The organism is Serratia sp. KG1D, assembly GCF_037150675.1.
In the GTDB taxonomy this organism is placed as follows: Bacteria; Pseudomonadota; Gammaproteobacteria; order Enterobacterales; family Enterobacteriaceae; genus Serratia; species Serratia nematodiphila.
The window spans coordinates 1,471,696-1,493,498 of the sequence record NZ_JBAGIH010000001.1; the positions used below are offsets into that span (position 1 = coordinate 1,471,696).

Consider the following 21,803-nt stretch of genomic DNA (forward strand, 5'->3'; position numbering starts at 1 on the left):
TGAGGATTGCCAGATGACCAGTGATGAGCTGAATCTTGAACCTTTAAGAGTTTTTGCTCTGGTGGCAGAAATGGAAAGTTTTACCCGCGCAGCAGACGCTCTGGGGGTACAAAAGGGCCGCATTTCTATTGTGATCCAACAGCTTGAGAAACGGATTGGCACCCGGTTATTACACAGAACCACTCGGCGAGTGACATTAACAGAAGATGGGAAAACCTTTTTAAATCGGGCCCGCGATCTGCTTGCAGAAAACGAAGCGTTGCAGTCAATGTTTATGGATAAGTCTGCCCTACAGGGGCGCTTGAGGATTAATTTGCCTTCTGAAATATCTCGCGTTGTGATTATGCCACGGCTGGGTGAATTTCTGGAAATGTATCCTGATTTGGTTGTCGAGATTTCTTCTGCGGATCTGTATATTGATTTGGTTAAACAGGGCGTCGACTGCGTTATTCGTGTCGGTTCAGTGGGTAATGATTTGCTGGTTTCCAGAAGCATGGGGTTGCTTAAAATGTTTAATGCTGCCAGCCCGGAATATCTTCAGAAACATGGTGTCCCTCAGACCCCGGATGAGTTGGTGAAAGATAATCATCGCATGATTTTTTACTCTGTTTTCCCAGGCCAGAAACCCGCAGGCTGGGAATATCCTTCCGGAAATAAATATGACTACCTGTCGTTGCCGGGATCACTTTATGTGGACAGTGTTCAGGATTACCTTGCTGCAGGCTTAGCCGGGATCGCCCCTATCCAACTGCCGACAACCTGCGCTGAAGAATATATTAAATCGGGAAAGTTAATTGAAATACTGAATGATTTCCCGCCAAAACCGCTTAGCGTGAATTTTGTGGTTGCCCACAGAAATAATATCACCATGCGCGTACACCTTTTTTACAAATGGGTAAAGGATATAATGAAGCCTTATCTTGTTAATCCGCAATGAGACAGCATCATGTAGGGTTCAGGCTATTAAGGGAAACAGCCTAATCCCGCCGTTGTTCCTCTTCCGCCTCCCGGCGGATCCAGCCGATAAAGGTTTTCATCGCCGGCGTCAGGTCCCGCGACTTCAAATGGGTCAGCCAATAGGCGCCAAGCGCGGCCTCGGCGGCGAACGGCCGCTGCAGCGCGCCGGCGGCCAGTTCGCGGCGGAACATGCTGACCGGCGCCAGCGCCACGCCGTCGCACTGGATCGCGCCTTCCACCATCAGTCTTGACGAGTCGAACACCGGGCCGTTGATCCGCCACGGCGTCACCTGCGCAGCCGTGAACCAGCGCTCCCATTCATCCTTGCGGTAGGTGCGCATCAGCTGCTCGTGCTGCAGATCCTGCGGCGTGCGCAGGCGCGCGGCGACCGCCGGCGGGCAGAGCACCGTCAGCGGCGCGTCGAACAGCTTGATATTGCAGGTGGCGGGCCAGAGGCCTTCGCCGAAGCGGATGGCGAAATCCATGCCGTCGGCCGACAGATTGACCAGGTTGTTGTGGGTCAGCACCCGTAGATCGATAAACGGGTGCGCCGTGCGGAACGCCGCCAGCCTCGGCATCAGCCAGCCGACGGCGAAGGTGCCGACCACCGCCACCGTCAGCACCTCGTGGAAATGCCCGCCTTCGAACTGTTGCAGCACCGCCTCGATGCGGTCGAAGGCGTCGTTCAACACCGGCAGCAGCGCCTGGCCTTCTTCGGTCAGATCCAGGCCGCGCGGCAGGCGGCGGAACAGCTGAATGCCCAGCTGTTCTTCCAGCATGCGCACCTGCTGGCTGACGGCGGCCTGGGTGACGCGCAGCTCCAGGCCGGCGCGGGTGAAGTTCAGGTGGCGGGCGGAGGATTCGAACGCCCGCAGGGCGTTGAGGGGAAGTCGATTGCGCATTGTCGATAGCCATAAGTTTTTCTTTATGCTGGCTGAAATTATTATCGCTTGTCAACCCGGCGGCAAAATCCGATATTTGGCGCGGCTGCTGAGAGCGTCGCGGCAGCCGTAAAGGAATGACATCATCAACCAGGGAAAGCGCCGTGCATAACGCCAATAAAAACTTTTGGCCGCGGCCGATGCCCTGCAACCTGAGAGCTTCTATCATGACGAAAATGAACCGCCTGGCGGCCGCGTTGATCGCTGCGCTGATCCTGCCGACCGCACAGGCCGCACAGCAGCAGGATATCGACGCCGTTATTCAGCCGCTGATGAAAAAATATGGCGTGCCGGGCATGGCGATCGCCGTGTCGGTTGACGGCAAACAGCAGATTTACCCGTATGGCGTGGCCTCGAAGCAGACCGGCAAACCGATCACCGAGCAGACGCTGTTCGAAGTGGGGTCGCTGAGCAAAACCTTCACCGCGACGCTGGCGGTCTATGCGCAGCAGCAGGGTAAGCTGTCGTTCAACGATCCGGCCAGCCGCTACCTGCCCGAGCTGCGCGGCAGCGCCTTCGACGGCGTCAGCCTGCTGAATCTGGCGACGCATACCTCCGGCCTGCCGCTGTTCGTGCCGGACGACGTGACCGACAACGCCCAACTGATGGCCTACTACCGGGCCTGGCAGCCGAAACACCCGGCGGGCAGCTACCGCGTCTATTCCAATCTCGGTATCGGCATGCTGGGCATGATCGCCGCCAAAAGCCTCGACCAGCCGTTTATCCAGGCGATGGAACAGGGGATGTTGCCGGCGCTGGGCATGAGCCACACCTACGTTCAGGTGCCGGCGGCGCAGATGGCCAACTATGCGCAGGGTTACAACAAGGACGATAAGCCGGTGCGGGTCAATCCCGGCCCGCTGGACGCCGAGTCTTACGGCATCAAGTCCAACGCTCGCGATCTGATTCGCTATCTGGACGCCAACCTGCAGCAGGTGAAGGTCGCACAGCCGTGGCGCGACGCGCTGGCCGGGACGCACGTCGGCTATTATAAGGCGGGCGCGTTCACGCAGGATCTGATGTGGGAGAACTACCCGTATCCGGTGAAACTGTCGCGTTTGATCGAGGGCAACAACGCCGGGATGATCATGAACGGCACGCCGGCTACCGCCATCACGCCGCCGCAGCCGGAATTGCGCGCCGGCTGGTATAACAAAACCGGCTCTACCGGCGGTTTCTCCACCTACGCGGTGTTCATCCCGGCGAAGAATATCGCCGTGGTGATGCTGGCCAACAAATGGTTCCCGAACGACGATCGGGTCGAGGCGACTTATCGCATCATCCAGGCGCTGGAGAAGCGCTGACAATCAGGGGCGCCGGCGGGGCGCCCCTACCACCGATGCTGCCGTTCACGTTGCTCGCGCATGAAATCGATAAAGGCGCGCAGTTTGAGCGGCAGATGTCTGCCGGCGGGGAAGTAGATGAAAAATCCCGATGCTTCGCTGGCGTAACCCGGCAGCACTTCCACCAGTTGCCCCTGTGCCAGCTCCTGCAACACCGTGCCCTGAAAACGCTGTGCGATACCCAGCCCCGCCAACGCCGCATCCTTGATCAGCCTGTCTTCGTTAAAAATCAAACTGCCGCTGACGTCCAGCGCGCGTTCATCGTCGCCCAGGCTGAAATACCAGGGTTCCAGTTTGCCGCTGCCGGGAAAACGGTAGCGCAGGCAATGGTGCGCGAGCAGATCGTCCGGCGTGGCCGGTGCGCCGCAGCGCGCCAGATAGTCAGGCGAAGCGACCAGCACCCGGCGCTGGCCGTTATCGATCGGCACGGCGATCATGTCCTTTTGCAGCATGGCATGCATGCGAATGCCGGCATCGAAACTGCCCAGCACCAGATCGGAAAAGCGGTCTTCGGTAAACAGCTCCAGCTGCACCTCGGGATAGCGCCGCTGAAACGCCGCCAGATGCGGCATCACCAGCAGCGAAGCGGCCAACTGCGGCAGCGTAATGCGCAGCAGGCCTGCCGGCTGTGCGCCCAGAGCGCGCACATCGTCCGCCGCCACATCGATCTGGCCCATGGCCGGCGACACCTTCTGATAGAACAACCGGCCCTCGTCGCTGAGGCGCACCGAGCGGCTGGTGCGGTGAAATAACCGCACTCCCAGCTGATTCTCCAGCGCCTGAATGTTTTGCGACACCGCCGGCGGCGTGACGCCCAGTTGGCTGGCCGCGCGGGTAAAGTTGCCCAGGCGTGCCACGGCTTCGAAATAGGGCAACAGTTGCAGGAGTGAACTCATCTATCAATAACCCGTGCTTAATGATTCATTAAATTATGCCTTATTTTAATTTATGAAGAACGTTTTAGACTGGTTTTACTTTCCCTCAGAGAGATTAAAATCATGTCGGCAGAACAACGGGCGTTAACAGAACGGATCGCGGCGATCGATCAACAGGCGATGGCCGAAGGGCGCATCGTGGGCAGCGTGGTGCTGGTGGCGCGGCGGGGCGAAATTTGCTACGCCGGGGCGGCCGGTCATGCCGATCGCGAAGCGCGGCGGCCGATGCGGCGGGAAACGCAGTTTCGGCTGTCGTCGGTCTCCAAACCCTATACCACGCTGGCGGCGCTGCGCATGATTGAGCAAGGCAAGCTAAGCCTGGACGATGCGGTCAGCGACTGGCTGCCGTGGTTTACCCCGGCGCTGGCGGACGGCCGGCGCCCGACGATCAAGATCCGTCATTTGCTGAGCCATACCGCCGGGCTGGACTATCGGCTGAACCAACCGCCGGCGGGCGTTTACCATCAGTTGGGGATCCAGGACGGCGTGGAGCTGTCGACGCTGACGCTGGAGCAAAACCTGCGGCTGTTGGCGCAGGCGCCGTTGCTGTCGGCGCCGGGGGAGCGCTTCAATTATTCGCTGGCGATCGACGTGCTTGGCGCGGTGCTGGAGCGAGTGACGGGCATGTCGCTGCCGCAGCTGTTTGTCGAATGGGTGGCGCAGCCGCTGGGGCTTGGCAACACCGCATTCCATGCGACGGACGCCGCTAACCTGGCGACGCCGTATTACAACACCCCGCAGGGGCCACAGCGCATGCCGGAAGGCGTGCGGATCGCCTTGCCGGAAGGCATGGCGGGGGGAGAAGTGACGTTCTCGCCGGCGCGCGCGCTTAACGTCGGAGCCTATCCCTCCGGCGGCGCGGGCATGGTCGGCGATGCCGACGACGTGCTGAAGCTGGTGGAGGCGCTGCGCAGCGGCGGGCAGGGCATGTTGCAGCCGGACACGGTGGCGTTGCTGCGCAGCCCGCACGTGGGCGCGCAGGCGCAAACGCAAGGGCCGGGCTGGGGCTTCGGCTTTGGCGGCGCGCTGCTGGTGGATCCAGACGCCGCGCAGACGCCGCAGCACGCCGGCACGCTGACCTGGGGCGGCGTTTACGGCCACAGCTGGTTCTTTGATCCACAGGCGCAGCTGAGCGTGGTGATACTGACCAACACCGCGTTTGAAGGCATGTGCGGCCGCTACCCGCAGCAGATCCGCGATGCGGTTTATGCGGCGTAAATAAAAAAGGCCCCGCAGGGGGCCCTTGTCAGGTTTTCAGGCGATTACTGCGCCGGTGCCGGAGCGGGTTCCGCTTCCTGAGCCGGTTCAGCGTCTTCCGCCGGGGCGCCCAGCATGGCGAACTGGCCGATGAACTCCTGCAGCGACATTTTGTTGCCGTTCAGGTCAACCTGGTTGTCGGCATAGTGGAACTGGCTCGCGATCACGCCGTCTTTCTGGGTGGTCAGCTTGAACATCTGCCCCATGGCCGCCAGGCCCTGCACTTGCTGCTGCGCCAGTTTCTGCGCGTCTTCCGCATTATAGCCCTGCAACAAGGCGGTCTTCGCGGTCACTTCGGTAGCCATCGCTTCCGGAATGGTCAGGTTGATATCCAGCTTTTTAACCGCCTGAGCGATCAGCTGATCCGGCGATTGTGCCGGGGAAGCTGCCTTGCTCGGATCGGTCATCGCCAGATCCAGCGTGAAGACGCTCTCACCCTTGCTGTTTTTCCAGCTCAGCGGGGCGATGCTGAGGCTTGGGTTGCCTTTCAGCAGCAGCGGCAGGTTCTTTTGCAGCATCTCGGAGGTCTGCTGTTCGTAGACGTCCGGATCCAGGTTCTCGCCCTGCTGCAGCAGCGCCATGGTTTGGCGGTTGTAGCTGTCGGAGAAGTCTTTCAGCGCCTTGCCGTCGACGTTGTCGATTTTCAGCGTCAGTTTACCGGCACCGAAGTCGTTGCCCTGCACCTTGAGCGCGTCCATGGTGTAGTCGATCTGGCCGCCGATATTGCTGCTGCCTTGCTCGCCAAATTTGCTCACCAGATTGAAACCGTCCAACGCCACGGTATCTTTACCGTCGATCGTCAGTTTGAACTGCTTCAGCGTCATCGTCTGATCGCCGAGCTTCACGCCGAACTTGCTTTCGTTGCTGTTGCCTTTCAGGTTGAAGCCCTGGAAGGTGATCTGCTCGTTTTGGCCGAATTCGTTCGGGCTGGCGAACACGATAGTGTCGCTATTGGCGTCCAGCGCGAATTTTTTCAGATCGCGGGACACATCGGCGTCAATGGTGGCGCCGCTGAATTTCAGCGAAGATTTATCCTTCTGGTAGTCCAGTGGGATAAAGTCGATGGTGGACGCGGTATCGCCGCTGTACGAGATGCGCGAATCGGCGGTAAACAGCGATTTGCCTTTGGTGGTTTCAAACAGACCTTTCACCGCCGGGGTGTTTTCCAGCTCGGTATGCACCGACGCCATGCTCGGCAGCAGGTTGAATTTTTTCAGCTGCGCGAACGGGAACGGACCGTGATCGATGGTTTCCAGGAACGCCACTTCTTCACCGGCTTTCAGCGCCGCGTTTTCGCTGGTATCCGTGCCGTCGGAACGCAGCACATAACGCACTTTACTGCTGAACAGGCCGCGCTGGTAATTTTCATAGCTCAGCTTGACGCCGGCTTTCGGCAGGTAGGCTTTCAGTTGGCCATTGGCGTTGTCGACGACTTCGCCCATGTGCTGCTCGATCTGTTTCCCGGTGTACCAGGATGCCCCGGTCCATGCTGCGCCAAGAACGACAATGACGCTGACAGCGACTAACGATTTTTTCATAGCTCTGTTTCATCCTTTTTTCTTATCACCCTCCGTTGCATGGGAGGGGCAAATAGGGGCCGATAAAAAACGCCCGCAGGCGTTTAATTGTGGGGGTAGCTCTCGCTTTCAGCAAGCAATTTGCTGAAATTTATCAACGGTTAGGCCAGCTGGTTATAAACACGGGCGATGCGGCCGCTGCCGCTGACGTTGACCGGGGATTCGAACGCCCCGATAAAGCAGGATTCGCCCGGTTTGAGCGTCAGGCGTTGCCCGGATTTCTCCAGCGTCGCTTCGCCGGCGACGCAGAACACGATGGCGGCGCTTCGCTGTGCCAGCGCCTGTGGTGCGGCGGTCAAATCGTGCAGTGAGAAGGCGAAATCCTCCACCGGGATCGGGAAGAACAGCTCGTTGCCGCGTTGCTCCGGTTGGGTCAGCAGGCCGGAAGCCGGTTGCGGGCGGAACTGCAGGTTGGCCAGCAGCTCGGGCACGTCGATGAATTTCGGCGTCAGGCCCGCGCGCAGCACGTTATCCGAGTTGGCCATCACCTCCAGCGCTACGCCTTTCAGGTAGGCGTGCGGCGTTTCGGCATACAGGAACATCGCCTCGCCCGGCGCGAGCTGCACCACGTTCAGCAGCAGCGGTGAGAACAGACCGCTGTCGTCCGGATAGAAGCCGGCGATAAAGCGCACGGTATCCCAGGGTTCCCCCTGCTGGTTGTTGAGCGCGGCTTTCAGCACGCCGAGCGCCAGCGCTTTTTGTTCGCCACTCATCGTCAACAGGCTGGCGAACAGGGTCGCGAGGTGCGCGGTGTCCGGCTGTTGCAGGAAGGCGGCGATGTCGTGGTGCGCGCCCGCGATCGGTTGCAACAGGGAAACGATATCGGCCAGTTCGCGGAAGCCGTTCATCGCCAGGAACGGCGTCAGGGCGAACACCAGCTCGGGTTTGTGGTTGGGATCTTTATAGTTGCGTTCGGCGGCGCTCAGCGGAATGCCGGCGGCATTCTCTTTCGCGAAGCCGACCTCGGCAGCCGCTTTACTTGGGTGAACCTGGATCGACAGCGGCTGATCGGCGCAGAGCACTTTAAACAGGAACGGCAGCTCGCCAAAACGGCTGGCGACGTTGGCGCCCAACTGCTTTGGCTGGTCTTCATCGATAAGAAAGCGCAGCGAACGCAGTTCGCCGTCGGCGCCCGGCACGCGGGAAGGGCTTTTGGGATGGGCGCCCATCCACAGTTCGGCCATCGGCTGATTATCCGGGTTGGCGATGCCGTAAAGACGGGTCAGCGCATCGTGGCTGCCCCAAGCGTAATTCTGTACCGCGTTGGTCATTTTTTGCATGTCGATAAACGTCCTTAACGTCATTGTCGTACTGGATGACAATAACTTACTAATTTTATACGGTTAACTAAATCTGTGCCGACAGCTATCCTACGCCCGCGTCGGCAGGAAAAATCATGGGCGCGATCAAAAAAACGCCGGATAACGTCGCGCCCGGCAATGGGGCCAAAGTATAACGTGATAACGATCGGGGTCTCAATTGGCGCGCAGGTCTCAAGGCGGCCCGGAAAACCCGCCGATCGATTATTATTTGGCCCAACGGGGATTATTGCCGTTAGCCTGGTCATTCTACGTCATTATTTATTTTTTCAGCATGTCAAACTATGTCGGCTGAATTTATTTTTTACCGTCTGAGCCATTCCCTTATTATTATTCTCGCGCTGCACCGGGCTATCACACGCTGAGCTTAAACCTGGGCGTCAGACCCATTTACCGTAACGGCTAACACGTCGATTTAACGAAACAAGAGGTCTGTTGCATGAAAACACTGTTGTTGCTGTTGGGGTTTTGCACCGGCGCAGCACAGGCGGCGGTGATTGTCGCCTATCCCTACGTGGCGCCGCGCGCCGTGGTGATCGCGCCAGCGCCGATCGTCGTCACACCCGCCCCGGTCGCGGTTCCCGCCGCGATCGCGCCTGTGGCGCATCCGCTGGCACTCACCGCCGGTGCGGTGGCGACCGGGGCGTATCGGCATCATGAACGGCAGGACGCCTACGACGAGATCAATCATCTGCAGCAGCAACGGATCGATGAGCTCAATCATTTACAGGCGCAGCGCATCAATAATTTTAATGCGCGTCATCCGCGTTAATGGTTATCCAGATTTTTATTCTCCAGGCTCATTCCCGGCCGTTTATTTCATCGCGGGTTAACCGGCGGAAAATAACCGCGTCGTTAATGGGTAAAAGAGATGAAACGTGCTGTGAGATAACTCTCTTAATGCGAATAGTTATTATGTCACTATACTGGGAGTGCATGCCGACGAGGGGGAGCGCGTCGGCCTAACCCTACAATTTTAGGAATTATGCTAAGGAGATCGTGATGGCAGGCGTTCGTATCGAAAAAGACTCTATGGGCCCCATCGAAGTACCGGCCGACAAGCTGTGGGGCGCGCAAACCCAGCGTTCGTTGGCGCATTTCCGTATTTCCTCCGAAAAAATGCCGACCGCGCTGATCCACGCACTGGCGTTGACCAAGCGCGCCGCCGCGCAGGTCAACGTGGATCTGGGGCTGCTGCCGGCCGAGCGGGGCGCCGCCATCATCAACGCCGCCGACGAAGTGCTGGCGGACAGCCATGCCGACCAGTTCCCGTTGTCAATCTGGCAAACCGGCTCCGGCACCCAGACCAACATGAACATGAACGAAGTGTTGGCCAACCGCGCCAGCGAGCTGCTGGGCGGCGTGCGCGGTGAAGAGCGCAAGGTGCACCCGAACGACGACGTCAATAAAAGCCAGAGCTCCAACGATGTGTTTCCCACCGCGATGCACGTGGCGGCGGTGATTGCGCTGCGCGAACACTTGATCCCCGAGCTGAAAGTGCTGCACAAGACGCTGAGCGACAAGGCCGAAGCCTACCGCGATATCGTCAAAATCGGCCGCACCCATCTGCAGGACGCCACGCCGCTGACCCTGGGGCAGGAGATATCCGGTTGGGCGGCGATGCTGGCGCACAATCTGAAACACATCGAGGACAGTATCCCGCACATTGCCGAGCTGGCGCTGGGCGGCACGGCGGTCGGCACCGGCCTGAACACCCATCCGGAGTACGCGGTGCGCGTCGCTAAAGCGCTGGCGGAATTGACCCATCAGCCGTTCGTCACGGCGCCGAACAAGTTCGAAGCGCTGGCGACCTGCGATGCGCTGGTGCAAGGGCATGGCGCGCTGAAAGGGCTGGCGGCTTCGTTGATGAAGATCGCCAACGACGTGCGTTGGCTGGCGTCCGGCCCGCGCTGCGGCATTGGTGAGATTTCGATCCCGGAGAACGAGCCGGGCAGCTCCATCATGCCGGGCAAGGTCAACCCGACCCAGTGCGAAGCGATGACCATGTTGTGCGCTCAGGTGCTGGGTAACGACGTGGCGGTGAACATCGGCGGCGCTTCCGGCAACTTCGAGTTGAACGTGTTCCGCCCGATGGTGATCCACAACTACCTGCAGTCGATTCGCCTGCTGGCCGACGGCATGCAGGGCTTTAACGAGCACTGCGCGGTGGGAATTGAACCGAACCGCGATCGCATCTCCCAATTGCTGAACGAATCGCTGATGCTGGTGACGGCGCTCAATACCCATATCGGTTATGACAAGGCTGCGGAAATCGCCAAGAAAGCGCACAAGGAAGGGCTGACGCTGAAAGCCGCGGCGCTGAAGCTCGGCTACCTGACCGAAGCGCAGTTCGACGAGTGGGTGCGGCCGGAAGCGATGGTCGGCAGCATGCAGAAATAATGACGTCATGCCTAAATGGGGCGCGGTTGCGCCCCGTCTTTTCAAGCCAACATCTCTAGCACCGATAACAGCGCCTGCGGCTCCGGCCGCTGGGTGTAATCGGCGTGCGCTTCGGCGTAGACAATACGGCCATCGCGGGCGATGACGAATCGCGCCGGCAGCGGCAGCGTCCAGCTGTCATCCTGGTTGAACTGCGCCAGATCGAGGCCGAGCCGCTGTTGATACAGGGCGATCAGCGTGTCCGGCAGGCGGTAACGCAGGCCGAACTGGGCCGCCAGACGGTTGCCTGTATCGCTGAGCAACGGGAAGGTGAGATCGTGATCGCGCGCGGCCTTGCGGTTATGCACCGCGCTCTGCGGCGAAACGGCCAACAGCTGCGCGCCGTACTGCGTGATGGCGGGGAGTGCGGCCTGCAGCGCCTGCAGATCGAGCGTACAGTAAGGGCACCAGATCCCGCGATAGAAACTGACGACCAGCGGCCCTTTTGCCAGCAGCGCCGTGGAAGAGCATGGTCGGTTTTCGCTGTCCGACAGAGTAAAGCCGGGCGCGGCGTCGCCGACCTTCAGGGCGCGTTCGGCCATGCCCGACGCGATCTGCGCCTGGATCGCCTCACGCATCAGCGCGTGATCTTGCGCCGCGAGTTTGAACGGCAGTTGGTCGGCTTCGAATGCCGCTTTGAAGGCATCGAGTTTGTCTTGCAGTGTCATGCGTTCTCCTGACAGGAATGAGGGGGAGCGCTCATCTTGCCCATTCCGAAATAGCGCGTGTAGACTGCAATAAATGCTAACCGTTATTCCAGTAAGGAATGCCATGGGTAAATTTGCCGATTACGAAACCTATGCCTGCGTTTACGAGAGCGGCTCCTTTACCGCGGCGGCGCGGCGGCTGCACGTGGGGCAGCCGGCGGTCTCAAAAGCGGTGGCGCGGCTGGAACAGCAGCTCGGCACGCGCCTGATGCTGCGCTCGACCCACGGCCTGCAGCCGACGGATGCGGGACAGCAGCTGTATCAACGCACCCGGCGCATCCTGAACGAGCTGGCGGAGACGGAAGCGCTGGTGCAGAGCGCTGGCGAGACCCTGAGCGGCCGGTTGCGGGTCGCTTCGGCGGCGGTGTTCGCCCGCATCGTTCCCTTGCCTGATTTGACGGCGTTTATGCGCGCCAATCCACGGTTGCATGTTGATCTGCTGCTGGATGACGGCAATCTGTCGCTGATTGAAGAAGGCATCGATATTGCCCTGTGTGTTGGCGAGTTGGAGGATTCCGGTTTTACCGCCCGCAAGCTGGGTGAGGTAAAGCAATGCGTGATCGGCACGCCCGGCTATTTTGTCGCTGCCGGTATGCCGCAGCGGCCGGAAGATCTGTTGCAGCACGAGATGGTGATTTACCATCGCCGTGGCGGCGGCGAGCAGTGGCGCTTCAGCCGCGAAGGGGAACAGCGCGCGCTGCGGCTGCCGGGGCGCATACGGGTTAACGCGGCGGAGTGCGTACGCGAGCTGGTGCTGGCGGGCTTTGGCGCCACCGTCGCCAGCGAAGGCCTGTTTCGCAGCGAGCTGCAAAGCGGGGCGGCGATCGCGGTATTAGCGGACTGGCAACTGCCGCCGCTGGCGCTGTGGGCGGTGTTCCCCGGCGGCCATTTCGTTTCGGCCAAGGCGCGGGCCTTTGCCGATTTTGTCCAAACCGCGCTATGCAGGGAGCCGTGATATGTCGCGCGCACAACGTTTACTCGATTTGATGCAGCTGCTGCGCAACCACCGTTATCCGGTGGCGGGCCATGCGCTGGCGCAGACGCTGGGCATCAGCATGCGCACCCTGTACCGCGATATCGCCACGCTGCAGCAGCAGGGGGCGGAAATCGCCGGTGAGGCGGGCGTCGGCTATGTGCTGCGCCCCGGCTTTACGCTGCCGCCGCTGATGTTCTCGCCGGCGGAGACAGAAGCGCTGGTGCTGGGGATGCGCTGGGTCAGCCGCCGCGGCGACAGCCAACTGGCGAGCGCGGCGGGTCAGGCGCTGGCCAAGATCGCCGCGGTGTTGCCGCCGGCGCTGCGGGAGGAGCTGGAGGCCAATACGCTGCTTATCGCGCCGGTTCAGGCGCCGCCGGTGGCGGATGAGATGCGGGTGCTGATCCGAGACACCATCCGCTGCGAGCGCAAACTGCATATCGACTACCTCGATCTGGCGGGGCAGCGCAGCGAACGCCTGCTGTGGCCCTTTGCGCTGGGTTTTTTCGATCAGTTTCAGATGTTGGTCGCCTGGTGCGAGCTGCGTCAGGCCTTTCGCCATTTTCGTCTCGATCGCATTCAGGCCGCTACGCCGTTTGAACAGCGCTATCCGCGTGGCCGGCGGCGGCTGCTGCAAGAGTGGCGCCTCAGCGAGGGCATTGCGGAGCAATAGCGGCACGCTGCTGCCATAAACTGTCAGTCGCGCGCCTTAGTCTGTGCCTATCGGGAACCGGCCGGTTCCCATCACCCAAAGGACAGACCAATGACTGTTCCCAGCATGACCCTGCTTTATGTCGACAACCCGCTCAACAGCGCCGCCTTTTATCAACGCCTGCTGGGGCAGGCGCCGGTGGAGCTTTCACCCGGCTTTGCCCTGTTCGTGCTCAACAACGGCTTCAAGCTGGGGATGTGGGCCAAACAGGGGGTAAAACCCGCCGCCACGCTGACCGGCGGCGGCGGTGAACTGGGCTTTTTATGCCAGGATCCGCAAGAGGTGGAGGCGCGCTATAACCAGTGGCGTGAGCTTGGGCTGACTATCGAGCAAACGCCGACCGAGATGGAGTTCGGTTACACCTTCGTGGCGCGAGATCCGGACGGCCATCGCCTGCGGGTGTATGCTCTCAGCGAGTAGCGTCGTCGGTGTACAGGTGCAGACGCGGCACCAGCAGCCGCAGCGGCCTGGCGTCGGGTTTGTAACGGTGTTTCACCGCCTCGGCGTCGTAGTTGAGCAGTTCGCCGATCTTCGGCACCGCGGCGCCGCTTTCAACCTGACACAGGGCGATCAGCGGCAGCGGGCAGGGGTGCTGCACCTGTTTTTGCTGCTGCTGATACCACACCCGGGCGATCGGCTGCACTTTTACCGGCCGTTTGATCTTCAGCGTCGCCTGCTGCGGCAGCCGGCTGACGTCGTCTATTTCGCGGCTGACCAGGGCGGCCCACTGTTCACGGCTGTGCGGCGGCACCGCGCGGCCGGCTTTCAGGCTTTTCTCCAGCTGCGCCAGAATGTCGTCCCGCTTGACGTTTTTGATGATGTGCTTGTTGGCCCAGCCGAAGCGCACCGAGTCGGGATTGGTCAGGGCGGTGAGGGTGCGATAGGCGCTGAGGGTAATCAGCCCGTGCAGATGGGTGTGCACGAACTCGAAACGCTGCTCCGGCGCCAGGCCGGAATCGACGGTGATAATCTGTTCCAGTTCACCCTTCAGGCGGTTGATCAGCGCCAGCTGCATTTGCAACGTCTGATATTCCGGTTGCTCCACTGCCAGACAGATGACGCCGGGCAGGCGCACGGCGGCCTTGCTGCTGACATTCTCCCGGTTATGGTGGATGAACAACCGTTGATAATGCTCCAGCGCCAGATCGCGCGCCGCTTGCCCCACATGCTGCTCGACCGCGATATGCGAAATGGCCTGATGTTCCTGGCCTTTTTCAACCTCCGGCAGGCTGAACACCCGCGCCGCCAGCAACCGCAGCGGGGCGATCTGCTGCTGCAATGCGCCGAGCGCCTGCTCCAGCTCGGCAAAGCAGGCGTTCATTCGGCCAATCACATCGTATCTGCTCATCGCACACTCCCATATTAGTTACAACATACTATAGAGGAGTAGCCGACTGGGGGCAACATCGGCAAACGAAGAGGGAGCGGCTTCACTGGCCACCCGGCTTACCAGCAGGAAATACGCCATAACGGCTTTTGGCAGCAGGGCACACAATACACCCGCTATACATAGTGTTTTGATTCATTGATGGATTTTCTCCTGTTCGTTTGTCTTCTGTTTAATCCATTTTCCGTTTGCCGTTGTCCAATTGCTGGAACAAACAGAATGGCAGGACGCTATGAGCCCCTCGGGTTATCTTTTCTTCTGTCATTAACGGGTGCTTTAAACGGAGGTTTACTGTGGATATTAAACAGAAAGTCAAAAACATGACGCTGGAAGAGAAGATCGGGCAAAAAATCATGCTGGATTTTCGCTACTGGGATCAGAACGGTAGCAGCAATCAGGATATGACCGTTCCCGATGCAGCCATTGGCAAGCTGATCACCGATAACCACATCGGTGGGGTGATCCTGTTTGCCAATAATCTGAAAGACAAGCAGCAGATCAAAACGTTGACGGCCTGGTATGCCGCGCTGAAAACCCACGCGGGCGTTCGTTTGTTTATTGGCACGGATAACGAAGGCGGTAACGTTTTCCGGCTGCCGCGCGGCGACTACGCCTCATTCCCCGGCAATATGGCGCTGGCGGCGGCGATCGAGGGCGGTGCGGATAAACAGCTCGCCGTTGAACAGGGCAAACTGATGGCCCAGGATATGCGCGCGTTGCATATCAATACCAACTTTGCCCCGGTCGTGGACGTCAACACCAATCCGTTCAACCCGGTGATTAACGTTCGCGCCTTCAGCGATGATAAGAACACCGTTGCCCGCCTGGCGGAAAACATGGTGGCGGGCATGAAACAGCAGGGGCTGATCACCGCGTACAAACACTTCCCCGGCCATGGCAGCACCTCCACCGACTCGCATACCGGTTTGCCGCGCGTCGATCGTACGCGGGAAGAAGCTTTTGCCATTGATATCGCCCCTTATAAACAGGCCATCGATCGCTGCGCGGCGCCGGATATGGTGATGACTGCGCATATTCAGTACCCCGCACTGGATAACAGCCAGATCGACACCCGCAACGGTGAAAAAATCACGGTGCCGGCCACCATGTCGCGCGAAATCCAGACCCAGATCCTGCGCAATGAGCTGGGTTATGCCGGCGTAACGATTTCAGACGCGCTGGATATGGGCGCGATTGCCGAGCATTTCAGCCAGCAAGCGGCGGCTGAAAACGTCTTTACCGCCGGAGTGGATATCGCCCTGATGCCTGTCAGCATCGCCTCGCCGGCGCAGGCGAGCCTGCTGCCCGAGCTTATCCGCTACATTGCGCAGCGGGTGAAAACCGGGCATCTCAGCGAGGCCGATATTGATGCCTCTGTCGAGCGCATTTTGCGCCTCAAATTGCGCCATCACCTGATGGGCCATAGCGATAAACCCTGTTCCCACGACGTTTCGTCCTCCGCGCATCAGCTGGAGAAACGGATTGCCGATCGTTCCATTACCGTGGTTATCAACCGTCAATGTCTGCTGCCGTTAAAGGACAAAGCGCTGCGCTACTTTATTCTGACTCCGTGGGGCGAGCAGGCCAAAGGCATTGCGAACGTGATGGCGCAGGAGGGCTATCAGAACGTCGTGGCCGCGAAGGAAACGGAACTGAGCGACGCCCAGGTCAGGGAACATATTGCCGGCTGCGACGTGTTCTTGCTTGGAACCCTCTCAACCCGCTTTACGCCTGCCGAGCAGGATGGCGTCGTGACCGCCGCCACCGGATCGGGTAATGACAGCAGCCCTTACCCGGGCTGGCTGAAATACGCCGCCGAGCAGGGGAAAAAACGCGTTCACCTCTCATTGCGCGCGCCTTACGATATCGTGAACTATGCCGCAGACATGGATGCGGCTGTCGCCACCTATTCTTACTACGGGTATGACAGCGGCGTATGGCGTGGCCCTTCGATGATATCGCTGGCGCAGGTGCTGACGGGGAAAATCAAACCGCACGGAAAACTGCCGGTTAATACCTGGCATGACTACGATGAGCAAACCAATACCGGCAAGGTGGCGTTCCCTCGCGGGACTGGGCTGAGCTGGTGATGGGATAAGTACCGGCGTCGCCAGAAAGGGCGGCGCCGGTCGCTGGATGGCGTTGATAAAGCGGGCGGTTTCTTGCTCCGCACGCCGCGAGATGGGATAACCGTCACTCACGGAAGGAGAACATTTATGCCGACAGGCGCAACAAAACTAGGCGGATGGCTGTTGATGGCCGCCATGCTGGGCGTGAGCGGATGCGCCAAACCCCCTGAGCCGGAAAAGCCTCCGCAGCCTGTACCGCCGGCAACGCCGATGCGGGGCATCTGGCTGGCTACGGTCATTGGCTTGGACTGGCCGCCGGCGGCCTCGCTGAAAGCGGAATCCACGCAAGAGCGGGTGCGTCTGCAGCAGCAGGGGCTGACGGACGCGCTGGACGACATGGTGAAAACCGGGATTAACACGGTGTATTTTCAGGTTAAACCGGACGGCACGGCCCTGTGGCGTTCTGACATCTTGCCCTGGTCGGAGGTATTGACCGGCACCGTGGGCCAGGATCCGGGTTATGATCCGCTGGCCTTTATGCTGACAGAAGCGCACCGACGCGGCATCAAAGTGCATGCCTGGCTGAACCCTTATCGGGTTTCCATGAATACCCGACAGCAAACGATTGATGCACTCAATCATACGCTGCAGTCGCCGCCGGCCAGCGTCTATGCGCTGCATCCCGACTGGATACGCACCGCCAGCGATCGCTTCGTGCTCGACCCCGGCCTGCCCGAGGTGCGCAACTGGATCACCGGCGTGGTGGCTGAAGTCGTCAAAAACTACGATGTCGACGGCATTCAGTTTGACGATTATTTCTATTACGAAACGCCGCAATCGCCGCTGGATGATGAAAAGACGTATCGCGCATACGGCAAAGGGTTTGCAGACAAGGCCGACTGGCGAAGAGACAACACGCTGCAATTGATAAAACAGGTTTCCGCCACCGTCAAAGCACTGAAGCCCGCGGTCGCGTTTGGCGTCAGCCCGGCGGGCGTATGGCGAAACAAAGCGGACGATCCTGCCGGCTCGGCGACGCGGGCCGGCGCGCCGTCGTACGATACGGCCTATGCCGATACGCGCCAGTGGGTCAAACTGGGGCTGCTCGACTATATCGCGCCGCAGCTGTACTGGCCTTTCGATCGTGAAATTGTTCGCTACGACGTGCTGGCCAACTGGTGGGCCGAGGTGGTGAAAGACACGCCGGTTCGGCTCTATGCCGGGGTGGCGCTGTATAAAGTGGGCACGCCATCGGCCAGCGAGCCGGCCTGGACCGTCGACGGCGGCGTCCCCGAGCTGAAAAGGCAGTTGGATCTCAACGAGAGCCTGCCGGGGATGGGGGGAACCATCCTGTTCCGGCAACGTTATCTGACCGAGCCGCAAACGGACAAGGCGGTGGAGTACCTGCAAACTCGCTGGAAACCCGGTCAATAATCACGGGCTCTGGCATGACGAGCCGCGGCTAACCACCGCGGCTTTTTCCATTCACAGGCGCGCCGCTTCCGGCAGCCGTTTCAGGTAATGCACCACCAGCAGCGCCAGCAATAGCATCAGGCTGATAAACGCCGCCACGCCATTCCAGCCGAAGCTGTGCCAGAACACGCCGCCCAGGGTGCCGGCCACGCTGGAGCCGACGTAATAGCAGAACAGATACAGCGACGACGCCTGGCCTTTGGCGCGGCGCGCACGGCGGCCGATCCAGCTGCTGGCCACCGAGTGGGCGGCGAAGAAACCGGCGGTGAACAGCATCATGCCGATAAAGATCGCCGGCACCTGCGGCAGCGCGGTAATCAGGATCCCGATCAGCATAATCACGATCGACGCCAGCAGCACCGGGCCACGCCCGAAGCGTGAGGTGAGCGCACCGGCCTTGGGCGAACTGTAGGAGCCGGTGAGGTACACCACCGACAGCAGGCCGACGATCGCCTGGCTCAGGTGATAAGGATCCGCCAGCAGGCGATAACCGATGTAGTTGAACAGGGTGACGAAGCTGCCCATCAGCAGGAAACCTTCCGCGAACAGCAGCGGCAACCCTTTATCGTGCCAATGCAGTTTAAAGTTGATCAGCAGGGTGCGCGGGCGCAGCGAGCTGGCGCGGAAATGCCGCGAGGCGGGCAGGATGCGCCAGAACATGCAGGCGGCGGCGAGGGCGAACAGGCCGATGACGCCAAGCGATACGCGCCAGGAGAAGAAGTCGGTCAACACCCCGGTCACCAGGCGGCCGCTCATGCCGCCGATCGAGTTGCCGCTGATATACAGCCCCATCGAGAAGGCGACGAAGCTTGGGTGGATCTCTTCGCTGAGGTAGGTCATGCCGACCGCTGCGACGCCGCTCAGCGACAGGCCGATCAATGCGCGCATCAGTAAAATGCCGTGCCAGCTGGTCATAAAGGCGCAAATCAGCGTGCAAACCGCCGCCAGCAGCAGCGCCACCACCATCACCGACTTGCGGCCGATGGCGTCGGACAACGGCCCGGTAAACATCAGGCCGATCGCCAGCAGGCCGGTAGAGACCGAAAGCGACAGGCTGCTTTCCGCCGGCGAGACGCCGAAGTCTTGCGACAGCACCGGCAGGATCGGCTGCACGCAGTAGAGCAGCGCGAAGGTCGCCAACCCGGCGGAAAACAGCGCCAGCGTAACGCGCATAAACTGCGGCGTGCCGCGTTCGATATAGGGGAGTTTGTTGTTGAGGGTGGAGCGTTTTACTTTAGGCGCAGCGGCCGCGTCATCGTTGGCGGCCAGCGTCGACGGCATCACGGCCGCAGAACGCACAGGGGTTGTCACAGCGTTTCCTTACCGAACTTCGGGGAGATAAACAGACATTTTGCAGATAACAAAATGATAGGGAGCGGCGAATTTTTTGTCTAATATATTAATAATTACAATTAAGACTTTTTAAATATGAATATCGAATTGAGACACCTGCGTTACTTTATCGCCGTGGCCGAAGAGCTGCATTTTGGCCGCGCCGCCGAGCGGTTGCGCATCTCCCAGCCGCCGCTCAGCCAGCAAATTCAGGCGCTGGAAGAGATGGTCGGCGCGCGGCTGCTGGCGCGCAACAACCGCAACGTCAGTTTGACCCAGGCCGGGGAGATGTTTCTTAAAGAAGCCTATCAGGTGCTCGATCAGGTCGGGCGCGCGGCGGAAAAGGCGGCGCGTCTGGATCGCGGTGAACTGGGGGAAATGACCATCGGGTTTACCTCCTCCGCGCCCTTTATCGGCGTGGTGGCGCGCAGCCTGCGCGCCTTTCGCCAGCAGTCCCCGCAGGTGCACATCAAGATGCGCGAAATCAACACCAAACAGCAGATCGAACCGCTGCTGAACGGTGAGCTGGATCTGGGGGTGATGCGCAATACGCGGCTGCCGGAGGCGCTGCACTATCAGCTGCTGCTGCGTGAACCGCTGGTGGCGGTGGTGCCGGAAGGGCATCCGCTGGCGGAAACGCCCGGCGGCGCGCTGCGGTTTCAACATTTGGCGCGGGAGCCGTTCGTGTTCTTCTCGCGCGAAGTGGGCACCGCGCTGTACGACGAAATTCTGCTGCTGCTCGGCAAGGCCGGCATCACCCCGTATATCACCCAGGAAGTGGGGGAAGCGATGACTATCATCGGGCTGGTCTCCGCTGGGTTGGGAGTCTCGATTCTGCCGGCGTCTTTCGCCCGGGTGCGGGTGGACGGCGTGCGCTATTTGCCGCTGGCGGAGCCGGACGCCACCACCGAAGTGTGGCTGGTGCACCACCGCCGGCGGCCGTTGACCGCGGCGGCGCAGTCGCTGATGGCGTTGATGCTGAAATGACGTTGAGCTTGGGCAAATAAAAATCAATTCACGCTGAAATTGCGAGGAATTTGTGCAGCAAATCACATAACGAATCAAATAGTTGACGCTGTATGACAAAAGCCCCACCATAACCCCTAGTCTTTATTTAGAAGCGCGAAAAATAGTAGGAGCCGGTTTGTGATTGCGGTTGGGCAGCCTGGGCATATCGATCAAATCAAACAGACCAATGCGGGGGCGGTTTATCGGCTAATCGATCAACTGGGTCCGATTTCGCGCATCGAACTGTCAAAACGCGCGCAGCTGGCGCCCGCCAGCATCACCAAGATCGTGCGCGAACTGCTGGAAGCCCATCTGGTCAAGGAAACCGAGTACCAGGAGATCGGCAGCCGGGGGCGCCCGGCGGTGGGGCTGGTGTTGGACACCGAAGCCTGGCACTACCTGTCCGCCCGCATCAGCCGCGGCAGCATCACGCTGGCGCTGCGCGATCTCAGCAGCAAGCTGGTGGTGGAGGAGCAGCTGCCGCTGGCGGCCGAACATCCCGAACCGTTGCTGAAGCGCATCCTGACCGAAGTCGATCAATTCTTTATCCGCCACCAAAGCAAGCTGGAACGGCTGACGGCGATCGCTATTACGCTGCCGGGCATGATCGACGTCCAGTCCGGCGTGGTGCACCGCATGCCGTTTTACGACGTGCTGGAGATGCCGCTCGGCCCGGCGCTGGAAACCCGCACCGGTCTGCCGGTTTACCTGCAGCACGACATCAGCGCCTGGACCATGGCCGAGGCGCTTTACGGCGCCTCGCGCGGCAGCCAGAACGTGATTCAGGTGGTGATCGACCACAACGTCGGCGCCGGGGTGATCACCGGCGGCCATGTGTTGCACGCCGGCAGCCACAGCGTGGTGGAGATCGGCCACACCCAGGTCGATCCCTACGGCAAACGCTGCTACTGCGGCAACCACGGCTGTCTCGAAACCGTGGCCAGCATTGAGAACATGCTGGAGATCGCCCAGCAGCGGCTGAGCGGCTCGATGAGTTCCAGCCTGCACGGTGCGCCGCTGACCGTCGAATCGCTGTGCGACGCCGCGCTGGCGGGCGATCAACTGGCGCGAGACATCATTCTCGGTGTCGGCCACAGCGTGGGGCGCATTCTGGCTATCATGGTCAACCTGTTCAATCCCGAGAAGATCCTGGTGGGCTCGCCGCTCAACCGCGCGGCGGAGATCTTGCACCCGGCCATCGCCTCCTGCATTCGCCAACAGGCGCTGCCGGCCTACAGCGAGCAGGTCAAGGTCGAATCCACGCAGTTCTTCAATCAGGGCACCATGCCCGGCGCGGCGCTGGTGAAAGAGGCGCTGTATAATGGTTCATTGTTGGTGCAGCTGCTGCAAGGCTAACATCAGAACCTCTTATTA

19 protein-coding genes are annotated in these 21,803 nt (G+C 60.3%); 12 read left to right on the forward strand and 7 right to left on the reverse strand.

All coding sequences use genetic code 11. The features are described from left to right. Positions 1–13: 13 nt before the first annotated feature. The gene (locus tag WFM45_RS07330; RefSeq protein ID WP_085336961.1) at positions 14–937 is read left to right on the forward strand and encodes a LysR family transcriptional regulator; all 924 of its coding nucleotides are present in this window, start codon (positions 14–16) and stop codon (positions 935–937) included. 40 nt (positions 938–977) lie between these two features. On the opposite strand, the gene WFM45_RS07335 is transcribed toward WFM45_RS07330, so the two are convergent. Then, entirely contained in the window at positions 978–1,859 is an 882-nt protein-coding gene (locus WFM45_RS07335; RefSeq protein WP_085336960.1) for a LysR family transcriptional regulator, read from the reverse strand. Positions 1,860–2,065: 206 nt separating this feature from the next. Between WFM45_RS07335 and blaSRT the strand changes: the two genes are divergently transcribed. Continuing rightward, the gene (blaSRT, locus tag WFM45_RS07340; RefSeq protein ID WP_031300463.1) at positions 2,066–3,202 is read left to right on the forward strand and encodes an SRT/SST family class C beta-lactamase; all 1,137 of its coding nucleotides are present in this window, start codon (positions 2,066–2,068) and stop codon (positions 3,200–3,202) included. A gap of 26 nt (positions 3,203–3,228) precedes the next feature. Here the strand turns inward: blaSRT and WFM45_RS07345 are convergent, their stop codons facing one another. Continuing rightward, positions 3,229–4,137: a LysR family transcriptional regulator gene (locus tag WFM45_RS07345; RefSeq protein WP_021505436.1), complete on the reverse strand. Its 909-nt coding sequence runs from the start codon at positions 4,135–4,137 to the stop codon at positions 3,229–3,231. 102 nt (positions 4,138–4,239) lie between these two features. Here WFM45_RS07345 and WFM45_RS07350 point away from each other — a divergent pair, with 102 nt between their 5' ends. Beyond that, positions 4,240–5,394, forward strand: coding sequence for a serine hydrolase domain-containing protein (locus WFM45_RS07350; protein WP_085336959.1), 1,155 nt, complete (start codon positions 4,240–4,242; stop codon positions 5,392–5,394). 44 nt (positions 5,395–5,438) lie between these two features. On the opposite strand, the gene WFM45_RS07355 is transcribed toward WFM45_RS07350, so the two are convergent. Next, positions 5,439–6,971: a YdgA family protein gene (locus tag WFM45_RS07355; protein WP_085336958.1), complete on the reverse strand. Its 1,533-nt coding sequence runs from the start codon at positions 6,969–6,971 to the stop codon at positions 5,439–5,441. A gap of 140 nt (positions 6,972–7,111) precedes the next feature. Beyond that, positions 7,112–8,290 (reverse strand): mannose-6-phosphate isomerase, encoded by a 1,179-nt coding sequence (gene manA, locus WFM45_RS07360; protein WP_049278376.1) that lies wholly within the window; start codon positions 8,288–8,290, stop codon positions 7,112–7,114. 478 nt (positions 8,291–8,768) lie between these two features. Here manA and WFM45_RS07365 point away from each other — a divergent pair, with 478 nt between their 5' ends. Beyond that, positions 8,769–9,101: a hypothetical protein gene (locus WFM45_RS07365; protein WP_085336957.1), complete on the forward strand. Its 333-nt coding sequence runs from the start codon at positions 8,769–8,771 to the stop codon at positions 9,099–9,101. 230 nt (positions 9,102–9,331) lie between these two features. Beyond that, the gene (fumC, locus tag WFM45_RS07370) at positions 9,332–10,729 is read left to right on the forward strand and encodes a class II fumarate hydratase (protein ID WP_004938497.1); all 1,398 of its coding nucleotides are present in this window, start codon (positions 9,332–9,334) and stop codon (positions 10,727–10,729) included. Between the two features lie 41 nt (positions 10,730–10,770). On the opposite strand, the gene WFM45_RS07375 is transcribed toward fumC, so the two are convergent. After that, on the reverse strand, positions 10,771–11,436 hold the full coding sequence (locus WFM45_RS07375) for a peroxiredoxin-like family protein (protein WP_048323296.1): 666 nt from the start codon (positions 11,434–11,436) through the stop codon (positions 10,771–10,773). Positions 11,437–11,539: 103 nt separating this feature from the next. Between WFM45_RS07375 and WFM45_RS07380 the strand changes: the two genes are divergently transcribed. The 3 genes from WFM45_RS07380 (at position 11,540) to WFM45_RS07390 (ending at position 13,580) form a co-directional block, all read left to right on the forward strand. Beyond that, positions 11,540–12,430 carry a LysR family transcriptional regulator gene (locus WFM45_RS07380; protein ID WP_336954981.1) on the forward strand — a complete coding sequence of 297 codons (891 nt, stop codon included), beginning with the start codon at positions 11,540–11,542 and terminating at the stop codon, positions 12,428–12,430. Position 12,431: 1 nt separating this feature from the next. Next, a complete protein-coding gene (locus WFM45_RS07385; RefSeq protein WP_060559614.1) occupies positions 12,432–13,121 on the forward strand; it encodes a helix-turn-helix transcriptional regulator in 690 nt (229 codons plus the stop codon). 90 nt (positions 13,122–13,211) lie between these two features. Beyond that, positions 13,212–13,580: a VOC family protein gene (locus tag WFM45_RS07390; protein WP_148875818.1), complete on the forward strand. Its 369-nt coding sequence runs from the start codon at positions 13,212–13,214 to the stop codon at positions 13,578–13,580. On the opposite strand, the gene tus is transcribed toward WFM45_RS07390, so the two are convergent. Next, positions 13,570–14,508 carry a DNA replication terminus site-binding protein gene (tus, locus tag WFM45_RS07395; protein WP_033633145.1) on the reverse strand — a complete coding sequence of 313 codons (939 nt, stop codon included), beginning with the start codon at positions 14,506–14,508 and terminating at the stop codon, positions 13,570–13,572. The genes WFM45_RS07390 and tus overlap by 11 nt on opposite strands. Before the next feature lie 332 nt (positions 14,509–14,840). Between tus and WFM45_RS07400 the strand changes: the two genes are divergently transcribed. Together WFM45_RS07400 and WFM45_RS07405 are read left to right on the forward strand one after the other, a co-directional pair. After that, a complete protein-coding gene (locus WFM45_RS07400; protein ID WP_336954982.1) occupies positions 14,841–16,637 on the forward strand; it encodes a glycoside hydrolase family 3 protein in 1,797 nt (598 codons plus the stop codon). Between the two features lie 126 nt (positions 16,638–16,763). Next, complete coding sequence (locus WFM45_RS07405) at positions 16,764–18,050, forward strand: glycoside hydrolase family 10 protein (protein ID WP_033633141.1); 1,287 nt, start codon at positions 16,764–16,766, stop codon at positions 18,048–18,050. A gap of 51 nt (positions 18,051–18,101) precedes the next feature. Here the strand turns inward: WFM45_RS07405 and WFM45_RS07410 are convergent, their stop codons facing one another. Next, positions 18,102–19,370, reverse strand: coding sequence for an MFS transporter (locus tag WFM45_RS07410; RefSeq protein WP_031300458.1), 1,269 nt, complete (start codon positions 19,368–19,370; stop codon positions 18,102–18,104). Positions 19,371–19,517: 147 nt separating this feature from the next. Between WFM45_RS07410 and WFM45_RS07415 the strand changes: the two genes are divergently transcribed. Together WFM45_RS07415 and mlc are read left to right on the forward strand one after the other, a co-directional pair. Further along, positions 19,518–20,408: a LysR family transcriptional regulator gene (locus WFM45_RS07415; protein ID WP_004938523.1), complete on the forward strand. Its 891-nt coding sequence runs from the start codon at positions 19,518–19,520 to the stop codon at positions 20,406–20,408. Positions 20,409–20,567: 159 nt separating this feature from the next. Further along, entirely contained in the window at positions 20,568–21,785 is a 1,218-nt protein-coding gene (mlc, locus tag WFM45_RS07420; RefSeq protein ID WP_004938526.1) for a sugar metabolism global transcriptional regulator Mlc, read from the forward strand. The last annotated feature ends 18 nt before the right edge of the window (positions 21,786–21,803 follow it).